Source organism: Dryocola baronae, assembly GCF_051297175.1.
Taxonomy (GTDB): Bacteria; Pseudomonadota; Gammaproteobacteria; order Enterobacterales; family Enterobacteriaceae; genus Dryocola.
Window position 1 is genome coordinate 3,610,948 of the sequence record NZ_JBINNY010000001.1, and the last position, 16,863, is coordinate 3,627,810.

Sequence of the window (16,863 nt, forward strand, 5' to 3'; positions counted from 1 at the left end):
GTTTCGACTTTGTCTGTAACGCTGGTAATAAATCCACCAACAACCAGAACCAGCAAGGACACCACAGAACAAGCCTGCTTTTATTGATTTCATAAAATCAATATTTGAAAAACTAAACTTTCCGCCGTAATACAATGAATAAAAGAACTCAGTTCCAATTTGAACGAGCATAAACCATAGCGTAAATATAAGCATTAGAGCTAAGTTGAGATATAAAAAAGTAAATAGCCACTTAACTTTATTCATCCTCATTTCTTAGCCTCCGAATGGTCTTTAACCCATTTACCTGCCTGATCATTCGAAAATTCAGTTGCCCCGGAACCAAATATATTTCCAGCAATTCCCGGCAACGGATCTGTCGGTATAGGCTTCGATATCCCCATACCAACATCAACCCAAATCCAGTCTTTCCAAGGTTTCATTGGGTTTAATACTTTATCCAAAGGCAGCTCAACCAGTTTACCAACACCATACCCTAGTCCCGACGCCGCTCCGCTGATTACACCGCCTTTCAGTGGATCATCACCTTTCAGATAGCTTGATGTCGCTCCACTGGCCGCATTCACGCCCATTGTCCCCCCCAGTCCTGTACCTGCGGTTAATGCCCCTGTCCAGTAACCCAGAATCACATCATTCGGGTTCACTTCGCCGTTAATCAGCCAGCCAATACCCGCATTCGCTCCCGCCCCAATAAGGCTTGTCGTCCCTGCCGCTGCCGGTAATAACGGCCAGACCATCGCACTTCCCATTGCAGCTACTGCCGTTTCACATGACACAGGTGTCCCACCGCTACAGGCTTCCCTGATGGCTTCCTGCGTACCGGATTCATAATTCGCTGTGGTACCCGGTTTTTGTTTATTTGCCGCTGCAAGAACACTCCCCAGCGCATTATTCTCAACCGCATTCTTACCCGCCTGCGCTGCCGTCACGGCGCCTGCAGTATCCCCCGTCGCCATGCCGCCCGCAAGTCCGGCTGCCAGCTCGCTCAGCGCGCTTACCTGCTGTTTCTCACTCTCGCTCAGCTGCTCCACCTTCCTGCCCGGGAACAGCTGGCCGGCAATGTAGCGGGCCGCCAGCTCGCCCCCACCGGCACCAAGCCCCCCGGCTACCGCCGACTGGTTGTTCAGCTGCGCGGTCACCGCCCCCAGCACAGCGTGCGCCATCGCGTTTGCAGCGACGTTCACCTCTCCGTCGGTGGTGGTCAGGTTCCTGATTTCCGTCGCCAGATACGGTGACGCCCCGCTCGCCAGCGCGCCGGCCAGGTTATTCCCCGCCAGCGCCGTCAGCGCCCCCGTCACCGCCTGCGCCGCCTTCTGCAGGTCGCTGCCGGTGCCGTACTGCTGCATCGCATTGTTGTAGGCCCGCTGCATCACCGCAGCCTCGCTCACCGGTTCCCCCTCTTTCGCCAGCTGCTCCCGGGCCTGCGACAGCGCACCCGGGTCCGTCTGCGCCCGCAGCCCCGCGATTTCTCCCTGCGTGCGGATGACGTCCATCGCCTGACCGGCGATTTCACCGATAAGCTGCGCCTGCCTGAGCCGGCTCTGCTCCTTCTCCTTGTTAAAGATTGGGCTGATGCTGCCGTCGTTGGCGTGGTCCGTGTCCCGGTTGAGCGTCGTCACATCCTGCTGCTGCCTGTCCGTATCCCGGATAACCAGCGCGCCCTCGCTGACGCCCGCAAGCGTCGTTCCCTCCGCGTGACCGCTGTTATTCGCCCCCGACAGCATGCCGCCCGCCATGTTGGTCATCAGGTCCTTGCCCGCCGGCCCGCCGGTGCTCAGGGAGCCGCCGCTGTGCCGGGCGCTGTAGTCGGCCTCGTTGTGAATGTCGCTCCAGCCCAGCGTGCCGGTGTCGAGGCGGTTCAGATCCCCGTCCGCGGTGCTCGCTATCACCGCGCCGTCGAGCTGCGTGTGCTCTCCGACCTTAACGTCATACCCGCCCTTGCCCGCAAACAGCCCGGTCTGCTCTTTGACGCTGTCAAAGTCGCTCCTGAGCTTGTCCCTGCTCACGCTCACGCTGGCCGAGCCGGTCATCGAGCCAAAGGTGAAGCTGCCCCCCGCGCTGGCGTTCTGCTGTTTCGCGTCATAGCGGTCGCTGTCCCGCTCGCTTTCAAGCGTCAGGTTGCGCCCCGCATCAACGGTCACTTTTTCTCCGCTGGCCTGCGCCCCCTTCAGGGTGGTGTCGCGGCCGCTTGTCATGCTGAGCTGGCTGCCCGCATCGAGCGTGGTCTCGGTGTGGGTCAGGCCATTGCCATTCTCGTGGCCCTTACCGCCGTTCACCCCGGCAGAGAGGGTGAAGCCATAGCCGCCCGACCCCGCACCGATGCCCACGCCGATGTTGCCGCCCTGGCTCTCGTTTTTACCGACCGTACTTTCGGTATTCTGCGCGGACCGCAGGGTAATATCCCGCGCCGCATCAAGCATCAGGTCCTTGCCCGCTTTAAGCTGGCTGCCTGATATCGTGATGTCGCCGCTTTGCGTGGCGTTATTCTTGCCGGTCGCCGTTATCGACAGGTTTTGTCCGGCCGTCAGCGTGCTGCCCTGCGACCGGCGGCTGTCGGTGCGCGTTTCACTCTTCGACGACTGGCTGCCATAGGACGCGGTGATGCCGATGGTGTTGGTGGCACCTTTTGCAGCCTTAGGATCGTCTGCGCCACGGTTCGTGGCGGCGTTTGACGCATTCGCCGCCTCGGTCAGGGCGTTGTCGTGCGCATAGGCCTGCGCGGCCTGAACGCCGGACAGCGCAGCCTTGGTGTTCTGCAGCGCGCTGACGCGACCGTCACTTTCTTTTCTGGCCTGCTGCGCCGTGCTTACCGCGGTGTTAAGCGCGCTGCCCACCGTTCCCGAAAGCGCCACGCTCAGCCCGCTCTGCTTCTGCTCGAACTTTTCAGTACGGGTGCGCTGGTCATATCCTGGGTCAACGATCACGCTGTCACCCGTAAGATTCAGATCTTTGGCAGCGACCAGGTCAGCGCCGCCGACGTGCAGCTGGTTGCCCGCCGTGATGGTGACGTTGCCCTGGCTGCTACCAATGGTGCTGACGCTCTGGCTCTGGGTGGTGCCTTTCTCGTCGATTTCATGCTTACTCGACTGCTTGCCTACCGTGAAGCCAATGCCGCCGCTGCTCATCAGGCCGCTTTTTTTCTTTTCTTCCAGCAGGTAGTGCGACTCGGTTTCGGTGGCCGCAACGATATCGACATTGTGGCCTGCCTGCAGGGTAACGTCGTGGTCGGCGGCAATCGACGACCCTTTCACCGTCAGGTCGTTGCCCGCGCTCACGCTGACGCTCTCCCCGCTGAGCAGGGTGCCTTTCTCACGCGTTATGCGATCCTCGCTAACCGTATGGCTGCTGCTGTTGCTCAGGACGCCTTTTTTCTGCGTGCGCTCTTCGCTGTATTGGGATTCGCTTTCGCTTGCGGTGTTGAGCATGACATCTTTTTTGGCCTGCAGCGCGATGGCACCCTGCTCGCTGTGAAGCGTGCTGCCGGTGACCGTCACATCACCCTCGCGTCCAATCACCGTCACGCCCTGTTTGCCGCTGAAAGTGCTGCCCGTGCTGGTAATAAGTTCCGTTTCAACTTCGCGTTGACGACGGGTTTTCCCCTCACGTTTGTTTTCACTGTCGAGGTCATACGTGCGGCTGCGCGCGTCTGTAATGGTGACGTCCTGCGCGCTCACGCCAATGCGGCCGTCTTTACTGTCAACCTGTGCCCCCTCGGCCAGCAGGTCGTTTCCTGCGAGCAGGGTCACGCCCCGGTTACCGCTCAGGGTGCTGAGTACCAGGCGCTCCTCCTCACGGTCGCCGCTTACCGATGAGGTGCGGCTTCCAGCCTGAAGATGGGAGGTGTTAGTGGTGGTATCAGCCTTGATGCTGATATCCCCTCCGGCCTGCACGCCCAGCTGGCCTCCGGCCTGGACCTGGCTGCCCGTGAGCGCCACGTCATGCCCAGCCGAAAGGATGAGATTGCCACCGGCGCTCAGCGTACTTCCCTGCGCCTGCTGCCATTCGCCGCTGACCTGCGCCATACGCTTGCCTGCATCCTCCATCCCCGCGCTGGTGCGGTTGCCCATCGAGCCGGAGATAACCTCAATGTCAGCGCGGTGGCTGCTTTTGGCCGTGGTAATGGTCAGGTCGTTGCGCGCGCTTAGGCTGAGGGCGTTAGTCGCGTCCAGCTTCGCGCCCGCAAGCGTAATGTCGGTGCCACGCAGGCTAATGTCGCCAGCGCTCAGGGTCGCCTGGCGCAGCGCGTCCTGCAGATTGGTGCTTATCGACAGCGTGTCGGCCTGCACGTCAATGCTGCCAGCCTTGACGTCACCGCCCTGATGCAGGAACTGCCCGGCGTCGACGGAAAGAGCCTTGTCGGCAAAGAGATTACCGGCGTTGATAATGCTCCCCGCCGAGAGTTGTAGATTGCCGCCGCCGATCACCGCGCCGTCCCCGGTCAGGCGCAGCGTGTTCTGCGCAAGGTACACCTTTGGCACCCAAACCGTTTGCGGGCCGTCGGCCGTTTGCACCTTTTCGCTGACCAACCAGACGATGTCCTGCTGCAGCGCGGCAATCTGTTCCGGCGTCAGCGCCACGCCCGGCAGCAGATGGAAGTCCTGCGCCACGCTTGCACCATTGCTCATCAGCTGCTGGTACTGCGCCATCGCGTCTTCGCCCTTGACGGACGGTTTACCGGTAAGTTGCAGCACCTGCTCACGCACCAGGCGCTGCTCGTAAAAACCGTCCCCCAAACGTTTGTGCACCTGCGCCGGATCGTAACCCACCTGGTCGAGCAGATAATCGCTGCTGATGAACTTATCACGGCGGGTAAAGCGTTCATCGGTGACCACCAGGAACGGACTGCTGGCCGACGTATGCTGCGCAAACAGGCCATTGTCGGGAACGCTTGTCGCCACGCTGATCAGGTGTTGCATCTGGGTCAGCGCCAGTTCAGAAGGCAGCAGCGGACGACCCAACGGCGATGCCGGGATAGAGCCGGACGGCGTAAGCTGGCCCCCTGCCGCAAGCGCTGCGTTGCCGCTATGGTAGTCAACGCCATCCACCGTAAAGGCCAGCGGGTTGCGCGCAAGTTCTGCGCGCTCGGCATCCACGGCGTTCAATGCGGCCTCAAGCTGGCTGATTTGTGCCTGGTTCACCGTCGTGTTGGTGATGCTGGCACCGTTGATACTGACATTGCCGTTGCCGGTAATAATGCCGTCAACGGTGGCAAGAGCCGTGGTTTCGTCATAGTTGAACGTCGGATACCAGTGACGGGTGCTCTTGTCGTAGTGGTCAACGATAAACTCCTGACGACGCTCGTTGACCGAATAACCCCGATTGTCGACGCTGCCACCGCCGTCCTGGGTCAGATTACCGTTCGCCGTAATGACGCTGGCGTCATTGAGCAATTGCCCGGTGATGCGCAGCAGCATATTGCCGCCCGCCAGGATGCGCGCGCCGATACCTTCACTGACCAGCGCATCACGCGTGACGGTGCCGGTCGCGGTGCGTTCGCGCAGAGTGCTGTAGTCGGTAATGTACGGCGCGCTGTCGATATCAATGTGCCGCTCCGGATCCCACTGATCAAGACGTCCCCGGTCATGTTCGCGCCAGAACGTATTCTGATAAGGCGTGGGCACGTCGTTTTGACGGAACCCGCGGGTTTCATAGAACGTCATCGCGTAGGTGCCGTCGGCGTTGGGGGTAAGCGCCAGGTAGTTCACCCACAGTTCGGTCAGCTGGCCTTTGTTGTCTTTCACACGCACCTGCGCGCGTTTGCCGGAGGCATCGATAGCCAGCAGCGTGCCGTAGCGGTTATTTTGCACCGCCGCGTCATCCTGGAAGGTGAGCTGCTGGGTGGTCGGCGCCATGGCGCTCTTATCCGTAATCACCCCCGAGCCGAAAGAACGCCAGTAAAGGTTATAGCGATGCCAGGTGTAGTCGCTCGTTTGCGCATCGCGCTGGATCTCAAGCCCTTCGCGCAGGTTGTCCAGACGGCGTGCCTCGATGGAAATATCGCCGTCGGCTTCTATGTAGCTCGCCCGGTTCTGAATCAGATCGTTGCTAAGCAGGGACAGGCCGCCGCCGCTGTACAGCAGGGAGCCGTCGGTGTTTCCCAGGCGCTCAACGGTATGCAGCCTAAGGTTCTGGGTCGCTGCTATCACCGCCCGCGCCCCATGGTTGTCAATCGTGCGCCCGCGCACGTCGATCTCGTCCCCCATCAGCGTCGCGGCGTTGTCGAGCGTGTCGACGCTGAGCGTCATCGTGTCCGCCTCGATACGCCCGGTGTTCACCAGGGCACCGCCGGTCGTTAGCTCTAGCGCTTTGCTCACCAGCGTCGCCGGGTTGGTGATACCCGCGGCGTTGAGAACCAGGTTGCCCGGCAACAGCCAGTCCGCGAGATTATTAAAGACGCCGCTGAGGGAGAAGGTGACCGTGCCGTTGCTGCTGACGGTTTCGCCCGTGCTATGGGTGTAATCCTGCTGCGCGGTCAGGGTTAGCGCCTTCAGGCCAAGCAGGGTACCGTTTTGATTTTCCAGAGTGCGGGTATGCAGTGTCAGAGCGCCAGCGCTTTCCAGCCGCCCGCCCTGGTTGAGCAGGGCAAGCGGTGAATGGGTCGGCAACAGTCCGGCATTGATGCTGAGATCGCCATTAGCCAAAATGCGCCCCTGGCGGTTGTCCAGCTGCGACACCGCCGAAAGGTCGAGGGTCCCGGCGCTTTGCAGTCGGCCCGCTGCGTTGTCGATTTCGCGCGCGGTGATGCGGGTGTGCGCAGTGCCCAATATCAGCCCGCCGTCGCGGTTGTTGAGGTGGTCCGTTTGTACGTCAAGCGACGCCTGGCTGCTGAGCGTCCCCTGATTACTGTTGTCGAGCGAGCCCGCGTTTAGCGCCAGCCCCTGCGTTGCGACCAGCTGGCCGCCCTGGTTATTCACCCGGGTGGCTTCAAGCGACAGCGACGCGCCGCTGTGTGCTTTGCCCTGCTGGTTATTAATCGTGTCGATGCGATAGATGCCCGTGCCCTGACTAATGAGCGTACCGCCAGCGTTGTCCAACCGTGCCGTCGTTAGGCCAATGCCGCCGCGGCTGCTGAACACGCCCCGTTGGTTATTGATGTTTCCCGCCGTCAGCTGCAAATCGCCGTTGCTACGTACCGCGCCGCCGGTATTGTCAAGCATGCCGAGAATGCGCAGCGTAAGCGCCTGCTGGCCGTCTATCGTCCCGCCAGCGTTGTTAAGCGCCTGTGCGTTAAGCGACAGGTCCTGGCCGCTTTGCAGCCTGCCGCTACGGTTATCCAGCCCGCCGTTCAGATCGAGGCGCAGCAGCTTTTGACTATACAACTGTCCGCTCTGGGTATTGTTGAGGCTTTGGGCCGCAACGTTCAGCGCATCACCCGCCAGCCACTGGCCACCGGCGTTGTTTATCGCGCCGGTAAAGGCTTGTGGAGTCGAGCCATGGACAGCAAGCTGCCCCTGCGCTGAAACCTTGCCGTCGCGGTTATCAATATCCCGCGCAACGCGCAGCGCCAGATTTGCCGCCGACTGCAGGATGCCTTTAGCATTGCCCAGCCAGTTCGTCGTAAGCTGCGCATCCTGCTGGCTTTGCACGCTGCCCTGCGCGTTGTCAAAACCGTCGGCGACGGCGTGCCAGCCGCCCTGGCTGCCCATCCAGCCACCGGCATTGATAATGTCCTGCGCCTCAAGGTTCTGAGACAGCTGGCTGAAAATGCGACCCTGGCCGTTATCCAGCTTCGCGGTGAACTGCATGTCCAGGCTATCCAACGCGTTGATCGTTCCCTGGGCATTCAGCAGGTTTGCGGCGCGCACCCACGAGCTTCCGATGCCGGTAAAGGTGCCGCCCCGGTTGTCCCATTCCCCCGCGAGGCGCAGGGACAGCGCGTTTTGGCTGAAAATCAGCCCTGACCGTCGGTTGGTCAGTCGGCCGCCCTGGAGAGACAGATCGCCACCGCTTTGCAGCAGCCCGCCGTCGTTATCAAACAGGCTGGCCGCGCCTGCGTTGACGACGAGGGCCTGCTGCGCGGTCAGTTTACCGTTGCCGTTAAGGATATCTCCCGCACCGTTGTAGGTCAGGTCTCCACCGGACTGTAGCCTGCCGCCCGTATTATCGAGCGTGCGCGCTGCGGCGGTCACCTGCCGACCGCCCTGAGCGGTACCGTCACGGTTATCCCAGTCGCCTCCGGCGCTCACGGAAAGGACATTACCGGCCTCAAGCCAGCCGCCGACATTATTCAGCCCCTGCTGCGACGTCAGGCTGACCTCGTTTTGGGCGACGACATTGCCCTGGGCGTTATCTACTTTTCCGGTCTTGAGCCTCAGCGACTCGCCGCTGATTTCACCGTTACCGTTCGTCAGTAGCCCCGACGCTGTAAGGTTTAGCTGCTCGCCGCCCAGCAGTTTGCCCGAGTCGTTGCGCATATCCCGCGCCGTTACGCTAGCCTGCCCGCCTGCCGTAAGGGTGCCGCCGCGGTTGTTGAGATCGCCGGCGGTGAGTACCGCCAATGTGTTACCTGCGCCAATTAGCCCTTGGGCATTATCCAGCCCCTTACGGGCATGCAGATCCAGCGTCTGCTGGCCAATCACCTTACCCAGCGTGTTATCGAGGTCGTCGGCGCTTACGGTCAGCGTCGTGCCGCTTATTTCACCGGCACGGTTGGAGGCGTGTCCTGCGGCATTCAGCGTTAGCTGCTGGCCTGACAGCAGCTTGCCGTCGTCGTTGTTGACGGCATTCGCCGCCACCGTCAGTGACGTTTCGCCCTGCGCCGTGCCGCCCCGGTTGTCCCAGTCGCCGGTGCGAATATCAAGGCTCTTGCCCGCCCCGACGAGGCCGCGCTGGTTGTCCAGCCGGTCCGCCGTCAGTCCGAGGTCGCCCTGGCTTATGACCTGCCCCTCGGTATTATTCAAATGTCCGGCCGTCAGGGTGAGCTGGCCTCCGCTCAGGGTGCCGGACTGGTTGTTCACGCTGCCGCCCGCGCGGAGAGTAAGATCGCGACCGGCCAGCAGGTTACCCCCCGCGTTGTTGACCGCGCCGGAGGTCTGCACCGCCAGCGCCGCCTGGGTTTTTACCGTACCGTCCTGATTATCCAGGCTGCCAGCGTCAAGCCGAAGGTCGCCGTTGCTGCCCAGTTCCCCGCCCGCATTGTCAAGCAGGCCGTCGATCCGCCATTGCTGCGCCGCGTTATCGAGCGCCAGCAGGTGCCCGTGCCGGTTGGTCAACGCCGCCGCGCTGAAACTGAGCTGACGGCTTTCGATGGTGCCGTCGCTGTTGTCAAGCCGCCCCGTCAGCGTGAAGCGGCTTTCGCCACCTCCCGTCTGCGACCAGGCGGCCTGTTGATTGAATAGATTATTCGCATCGACGGCCCAGCGGCCCGCTTTAACCTGCGCCTGCCGCGCATCGATATCACCGGCGGTGTTAATGGTGAACCGTTCGCTATCAACGGCGGAGCGTCGCAGCGCCACGCCGCCTTCCCGGGCGGCGAGCGAGGCCTGTTTGGCGGCCACCCTGGCGTCACTGAGATCAACCCGGCGTCCGCTCGCGCTGACGTCTTTTTTACTCAGCAGGCTGCCGCTCGCCCGAATATCACCCTGGCTTTCCAGGCGCAGGCTGGCGTCGCGTACAATCTGACTGTTGACGTCGCTGCCCGCCAGCAGGTGCCCGCTGCTCTCTATGCCACGGGCGGCGTTGAGGTGCACATCACCCGCAGCGGCCAGCGTGCCGGTCTGCGTCAGCGTGCCCTCGCGGCTCTGCACGGAAAGTTGCCCGCCGCCGTGTAATTTACCCTGATAGTCGATCGCGTCTTTGGCCGCCAGGCTGATATCGCCGCCAGCCTGCGTGGCGGCATTTTGCGCATCCGATTGCCAGCTGAGCTTGCCTTCACTGCTCACGGTTAGCGTCTTACCCGCGTGAACCTGCGCGTTCTGATTGCGCACGCCCACGCCAGCTTCGGTACCTATCATGCTGATACTGCCGCTGTACATGCCGCCCATTTGGCCCATGTCTATTGCAAGCAGGGGTTTAGCGCCGCCGTCGTCCGACAGCGGTTTCGACGTTTTTCCGTCCGCGCTTACACGGTTACGACCGGCTACGACCGACACCCCCTCTTTCGCCCAGACGCCAGCATTGACCTCCACCGCACGGGCAAGGATGTCGACGTATTCTGTATCATGACGAGCGTCAGCGTTGAGTCCGCCGCCGTCGATGCGCACCACGCCGCGCTCAACCTGGTATCCCGCCACGCTGCCGTCCGCGTTCATTAGCGGCTTGCCGGTGGTCAGCGCCATACGCCCTGCGTTGATAGTGCCGCAGCCGTTGCACACAATACCGGCAGGGTTAGCCACTATCACCTGCGCCTTGCCACCGGCCACCTCAAGGAAGCCCCGCAGCTGGCTGGGATTGTTGCTGTTCACTTCATTGAGGATCACCCGCGCAGGCGCAGCGTTGGGATTAAGATTGGGGTTACCCTGGATCATCCCTGCCATCTGGGTGGACGTCATCACAGCCGAGTTGTTAAGGATGGCGCCCTTTCGATCGACGTCGAACTGCTGATACTGGTTATGCGATACCCCGGCCTGATTGGGGGCGGCGATATTGACCTGTGGCAAACCGTTCTGGGTGGCGATTACTTCCGGCCGCTGTCCGGGCGCGGCTCTGCCGTCCGCCACAATGCCGTCGGCCATGGCTGGCCCGGCAAACAAGGCAAGCCCCAGCAGCCACGCCGAGCGCCGCACGGTCACCCATAAACGGCTTACGTCGGTAATTCCTGCGCCCTGGCGCTGCCCGGGCTCAGTGCTGCAGCTGCGGGCCAGCTCGGATACGACGCGCAGCTCTCCGTGGGTGCGGCTAAAGATTAGGCGATAACAATGTTTGTTCATGGGGTCGTCCTTGAGAAAAGCCAGTCCATTCTGTCTGTATCAATAAAAGGGGATCGCACTCGGGTATTAGATTTCCAGATTGAGGCTGAAACCTGCCGTGGCACCCGAAGTGTGGAAGCCTGCTGGCTTATAGAGAGGGAGTCCGGCATAGAGGTCGTAGCTCAATCGGCTCCATAGCGCTCCGCGCACGCCAACCGCGCTGCCCGCCAGCTGTTTGCCAACCAGGGATTTAGTACCCGGGCCGTCTACCCTGCCGTAATCGGCAGCGAGGTAAAGCTCATGGCCACGCGCGAATACGTTCCAGGCAATTTCGTTACGCCAGATCAGGCCTTTCTCGCCGGACAGCACCTGTTCGCCGTCAAAGCCGCGCACGGTGTAACGTCCTGCAATCGCCATGCGCTCCTGGGGGGTCAGCGCGTTCGGGCTCCACTGTCCGCGAAGGCTGGTGTTAATTCGCAAGGGTTGCTCACCCAGGGTAAAGGGCTGGTTGAAGCCCAGGTCACCGAGCAACATTCCCGTACGCGCGCTCCCTTCATGACGCGCTTCTTCCGGGGCAGGCAGGGCGTTGAACGCACCCGTTCCGCGCCGCCAGTTGATATTTGCGTCAAGTGTTGCGGTCCCAAGATAGCTGCGCTGGTTAAGCCCCAGCTCCCAACCGGCGGTGCGGCGCTTCTGCTGGTCGATATTAATGTCGTTTACGGCGTTGGTTGAATGCTTGCGGTAGCCGCGCAGGTTCAACGTTGTTTTGTGCGACCGATCGCGGTACAGCAGCCGGGACACCGTCAGCTGAACGTTGTCACTTTTACCGCTGTAGCGCAGCACTTCGTTAGCGTTGGGGATGTTCTGATGGTAGGTATAGTCATTGTAATTGGCTGCAATACCCCAATAACCCACCGGGAAAAAGTAGTTCAGCGTGTGCGAGCGGTTGCCGAACGGCCCATGCTGGAGCACGTCCTTACCGACGTTGGCATAAAAGAGGTCGTTCTGCGCAAAGGGCGCATCGAGAGCCAGCGTCGCGGAGCCGAGATAGCGCCCGGTACTTTTAGAGCCGCTGTCGTCCAGCCCCAGGCTGAGCCGCACCGGGCGGGATTCCTGCCAGCTAACCAGCAGGTCGCTGGTGGCATCATGCCTGCCGGGGACAATTTTGATGTCAGCTGTAGCGTTGGGCACCCGCCGGAAATTCTCCAGCCCCTGTTCGACGTCGCGTAAATTCAAAATATCGCCCGACGAGTCGGGAATGGCGTTCCAGAGCCGTCCGCGCCACGAAACGGATTCCTCAAAGCGAACGTCGCCGACGCGTCCAGGCTGCAGGGTCAGCGTCAGGACGCCCTTTGTCAGATCCTGCTCCTGTGCCATGACGCGGGTGGTGACGTAGCCTTTCGCCAGGATGGCGTTTTGCACCTTATTGATGGCGAGGACAATGCCCTGCCCGCCCAGACAGCGCCCTATCGCGTCATCGGCTGCGCCGAGCGCCCACTGAAAGCGCTCGCCGGACTCGCCGATAAGGGCAAGCCGGTTAATGGTAAAACACGGGCTTTCGTGGGCCGGATAATCAGGAAGCACAGCGTCGGAACGGGTAAGACGCGCGTCCGTTTGCGGCGCATTTTGCTTTTGCAGCGCGCGCTCGCGCTCCTGTTGGCGCAGCTGTTCCCTGGCATCGAGCGTTGCCGCCCCTTGCTCGAGAATGTCGTTCTGGCTGGCAGCAAATACCGGGAAAGATAGGGATAATAGCGTTCCTGCGATAACGGGAACCAGGTTTTTTGGCTGATGCCAAAATGGTATAGAAGTCCTTTTCATGAAAATCCGTTTCATAAAATGTAAATATGTGTAACCAGACGTTAATTATTCACTCGGCGGTTTATAAAGCAAGAGAATTTTGCGGGGAGCGAAGAATAGGAAACAAACTGAAGTATGAATTATCAAATTTAATACTATTAAGGCGTTCTTTTCGGGATTACGACACGCTACATTCAATAAAATAATTGAACGCATGAATAAATGAAAGGCCTCTAATAATTTAAATAAATATGTCGCCACTTAATAACATACCTTACCTGCTCATTTGGATTAAACACGACATTCTGTTAGCCCTCTTTTACCTTCATTTATATTTTGGGAATTATCACGGCATTATATGCATAAGCTCTCTTTTAAAATTCGGCGGGGGAATCAATTGCACCAGCGCATTGTAAAAATAAAGCCAACGTAAGAAAAACACAACTCAAATACAGAAAAACTCGATTATTATTACCCTGAGACATTCTAACCAGAAAAAATTGAAACTTTGAACTAACCTCATTGAACAGTCCATTTTTAATCATTGCATTACCCCAACCATTGTTGACTCTGATCAACTAAAAGAAAAGTATTATATTCATATAATTGATTTTTTGGTAATTGAGATAAAAATAATATAGCATCTGACCACAATTAATTCTCTGTATGACCGTTCAGGATGAACGATGATGAAATCCTTAATTAATACCGGTTTACTAGTTTTGTCTCTCACATTATCAGGGAGTTGTCTGTGGGTGGTAAGCCATGCTCCATGGTATTGGGCAATCACTGGTATTTGGTTTTTCGCACTTATTAATAATATGCCCTTTGCCATCATGCATGAGGCGGTACATGGTGTAGCTGCCGAAAGCCGTTGGGCAAACCGGCTGATAGGTGTAATCGCTGGCTGGGCATTCCCAATGTCGTTTCTGTTGCAACGCAAAGCGCATCTCGATCATCATAACCACAATCGCACTGACAGAGAGCTGTATGATTACTTTCTGCCGAACCAACTCCGCTGGCTACGTAATAGCTGGCTCTATCTGGGGAATTTATTTGGGTTCTACTATTTTTGCGTCGTTCTTGGGAATGCTATTTGGTTGGTGGCGTGGTGGTTTTATCGTTCCACTTTCTTCGTAAAAAGAGTGGCTCCCGTGCTTGGGTTTGGCTCGCAGGTCGCAGAATTAGCCGCTTTACCTGTGTTTGCTGTTTGGTGTGAATTAGCGCTGGCATTTACCTGGCAGGCGATACTTTTCTGGTTACTTGACCTCAATATTCTGGCGTATACAGCCTGTCTATGGGGGTTTGCACTGCACTGGTCGGCACTGCAATATGTCAATCACGCCTGGAGCCGCCGTGATGTAAAAAACGGTGCCTGGAATTTAAAAGTGCTGCCGCTATCTCGCTGGCTGGCGTTGAACTATCACTTCCATCTAGCACATCATCAACACCCTGCCGCCCCCTGGTATGAGCTGCCTTCTCTAGTGGACGATCAGCCGCGTCCGACATTCTGGCGTATCTGGTTTAGTCTCTGGCGCAATGGTGTGCGCCCGGCACCGCCTATGGGCGCCCCCGCTAACTTCGATTTACTCAATTCTTGTGAGCTTCACGCTAGGAAAGTACTATGAAAATCCTACTGATTTTACCTTTCGATCGAACCTATCGCCGACAAGGTTATTTTTCCACGTCTATAAGCTATGCCCCGTTGACGCTTACAACGCTCGCGGCATTGATTCCAGAAGAGCTAAATGCCCATGTCGACATTGTGGACGAAGGTGTTAGCCGTCCGCAAAGAGATGGTGATTACGATATTGTCGCTATTACGGCGACGGCATCCTCTTCGTCCCGCGCCTACTATCTATGTTCTTACTGGCGCGCGCGCGGTGCACATGTGGTCATAGGAGGGGCGCACGCAACGTTGCAACCGGATGAAGCCGCGCTCCACGCAAACACCGTGGTTGTAGGTCTAGCAGAACAGACATGGCCGCAATTTCTTTATGATTTCGCCGCAGGGCAGCCGCAGCACATCTATTACCACCAGCCTTCTCGAGCATGTTTATCCATGCCTATTCCCCGCCGCGAATTACAGGCGCCAAAAGGCTATATGGGGATCCCTACAATTGTCGCTAATCGCGGCTGTCGTTTGGGGTGCGAATTTTGTTCTATCCAGCAGCAATGGGGAAAAAAGGGTACAGCACGTCCGATTGATGAAGTCATCAATGAAATCCGCACCCATGGTGCAAAGCGCTGGATATTTCTCGATCCGAATCTCTATTCCGACCGCAACTATGCTCTTGAGCTCTTCAACGCACTGATGCCATTAAAGATCCGTTGGTCTGGTTTATCTACGCTGAATATTGTTGACGACGGTGAGGTCTTCGCCGCCCTGCACCGTAGCGGCTGCGAGGGGCTATTGTTGGGATTGGAAAACCTCAGCCAACTGACCATGCGTGAAATAGGTAAACCCTGCAATAAAGTCAGTGAATACAGACGTCAAATCGAAGCTCTGCGTAAAAATAACATCGCGAGCTTGGGTTGTTTCGTACTAGGTTTTGATGATGATACTGAAGAAAGTATCCGCCAGACGGTAGCAGAAATCCCTTCACTGGGTCTGGATTTAGTCCGTTTTTCCGTACTCACCCCTCTGCCGGGCACACAACTGCATCAAAATATGCTCAATGAAGATCGAATTATTAGCCACGACCTCAGTCTTTATGACAACGAACATGTGGTTTTCCGTCCTAAAAATCTTCAACCTGAATGCCTGCAAGCCTTATTACATGAAGCCTGGCGTGAAACCTACCGCACTAGCGCTATTTTAAAGCGTGCATTTATTCGCCCTGGTTCTCGATGGGTGCGCCTTGCGGCAAATATTGGTTTTCGGATATATGCCAGGAAACTCCGCCGCGAGCAGCCTGAAGAATTTAATCCCAATAGCTAAGTCGGCCTGATTTTCTAAAACACATGGATGAGAAAAAGACGATAAATGGATAACATGCTAAAGAATTTAATATGCTGTAGATGTATCGTACAGTCAGAACTATGCGTGCATTGTTGTGCTCTGTTATATTGGCTGCGGGTGCCAACGTGGCTACTTCTATTCCAAAGAGCAACTTAGATTTTTTTGCAATAAGCGTTTTTTCTCACTTCAGAGGAAAATGCCGCAGTGCTGAAAAATCTGGCAAAGAAAGGCTATTTCTTCATCATCTACAAACATTCAAACCGCATATTTAAATGGACAAGCAATTTCTCTGGCGTAACTGGTCTTATTAGTCCTGGTTATGTAGATACTTCGACTGATCAAACATTAAAAACTCTTTTAAAACCGAGCCAGATAAGAGGAGAGTGTCGGGAGGTGAGTTATCGCAGCCACTTGAAGGTGGTTTTATACTGGAAACAATATATGCATCCCTTTCCTCAGATGTACTCTTCAGACAGTAAGGTTACCGAACACTTATCGAGGAGGAGTCGAAAAAGCGATGCTTCAATCCCCCTTCCTCCATGACGTAATTCTTGATGAATCGCTTCCTCTGAGCTATCAGCAATAGCGTTGAGACTAACCAGCGCCAAGAGTACGGCCCATATTCTTTTCATAAACATTCCCTGTGAAATAAAAGATAGATAGCGATAATAATCCACCGCTAATCACATCCAGCAAATGATGTTGATGCACAAACAGCGTGGAAAGGACAATCAGAACCAACCAACCGTATAGCGTCTTCGCAAACCATCCTACAGATTTCCGGGTGACGGCCAGTACAACGGTGCAAGACCAGGCAACATGCAGCGACGGGACCAGATTGTGAGGTTTATCAAGGGTTAGTAATTTTTCGAATAGCGCGCGATAAAGCGGGTCAGATGGCAGTTGCCGCACGAAGCCAAGCCGTGCTGGAAACAGCAAAAAAATTAGCGCCGCAATTGTTGTTATGGCCATTAATTCAAGAGCCATTCGCTTCTGCTCACGCTTGTTAAGAAAAAAGACCGGCACCAAAATAATTAAATACATAGAGAGATAGGCCCAGATAAAAATGGGAAGAAATGGAATAAACAGTTCGGCGGGGATCCAGAGCGCCAGCGTATCCTGCCGGGTGGTGGTAAAGGTATTTATCGCGGGATAAAGGCCGAAAAAGCACGTTGACACCGGCAGCATCCACAATAAATAACTTTTAAGTCGAGAACGAAGAGTTTCAGTCTCAGTAATCCGAATTAGCTTCATAAA

General features: G+C 57.2%; 5 protein-coding genes. 2 read left to right on the forward strand and 3 right to left on the reverse strand.

All coding sequences use genetic code 11. The features are described from left to right. Nucleotides 1-248: 248 nt before the first annotated feature. Both ACSPHG_RS17290 and ACSPHG_RS17295 read right to left on the reverse strand, forming a co-directional pair. Nucleotides 249-10,868: a hemagglutinin repeat-containing protein gene (locus ACSPHG_RS17290; RefSeq protein WP_435954718.1), complete on the reverse strand. Its 10,620-nt coding sequence runs from the start codon at nucleotides 10,866-10,868 to the stop codon at nucleotides 249-251. 66 nt (nucleotides 10,869-10,934) lie between these two features. Next, nucleotides 10,935-12,665, reverse strand: coding sequence for a ShlB/FhaC/HecB family hemolysin secretion/activation protein (locus ACSPHG_RS17295; protein WP_435954719.1), 1,731 nt, complete (start codon nucleotides 12,663-12,665; stop codon nucleotides 10,935-10,937). 665 nt (nucleotides 12,666-13,330) lie between these two features. Between ACSPHG_RS17295 and ACSPHG_RS17300 the strand changes: the two genes are divergently transcribed. Together ACSPHG_RS17300 and ACSPHG_RS17305 are read left to right on the forward strand one after the other, a co-directional pair. Then, nucleotides 13,331-14,272: a fatty acid desaturase family protein gene (locus tag ACSPHG_RS17300; RefSeq protein WP_435954720.1), complete on the forward strand. Its 942-nt coding sequence runs from the start codon at nucleotides 13,331-13,333 to the stop codon at nucleotides 14,270-14,272. Further along, nucleotides 14,269-15,585 carry a B12-binding domain-containing radical SAM protein gene (locus tag ACSPHG_RS17305; protein ID WP_435954721.1) on the forward strand — a complete coding sequence of 439 codons (1,317 nt, stop codon included), beginning with the start codon at nucleotides 14,269-14,271 and terminating at the stop codon, nucleotides 15,583-15,585. The genes ACSPHG_RS17300 and ACSPHG_RS17305 overlap by 4 nt, the downstream gene beginning before the upstream one ends. Before the next feature lie 615 nt (nucleotides 15,586-16,200). On the opposite strand, the gene ACSPHG_RS17310 is transcribed toward ACSPHG_RS17305, so the two are convergent. Next, on the reverse strand, nucleotides 16,201-16,860 hold the full coding sequence (locus tag ACSPHG_RS17310) for a phosphatase PAP2 family protein (RefSeq protein WP_435954722.1): 660 nt from the start codon (nucleotides 16,858-16,860) through the stop codon (nucleotides 16,201-16,203). Between the last annotated feature and the right edge of the window lie 3 nt (nucleotides 16,861-16,863).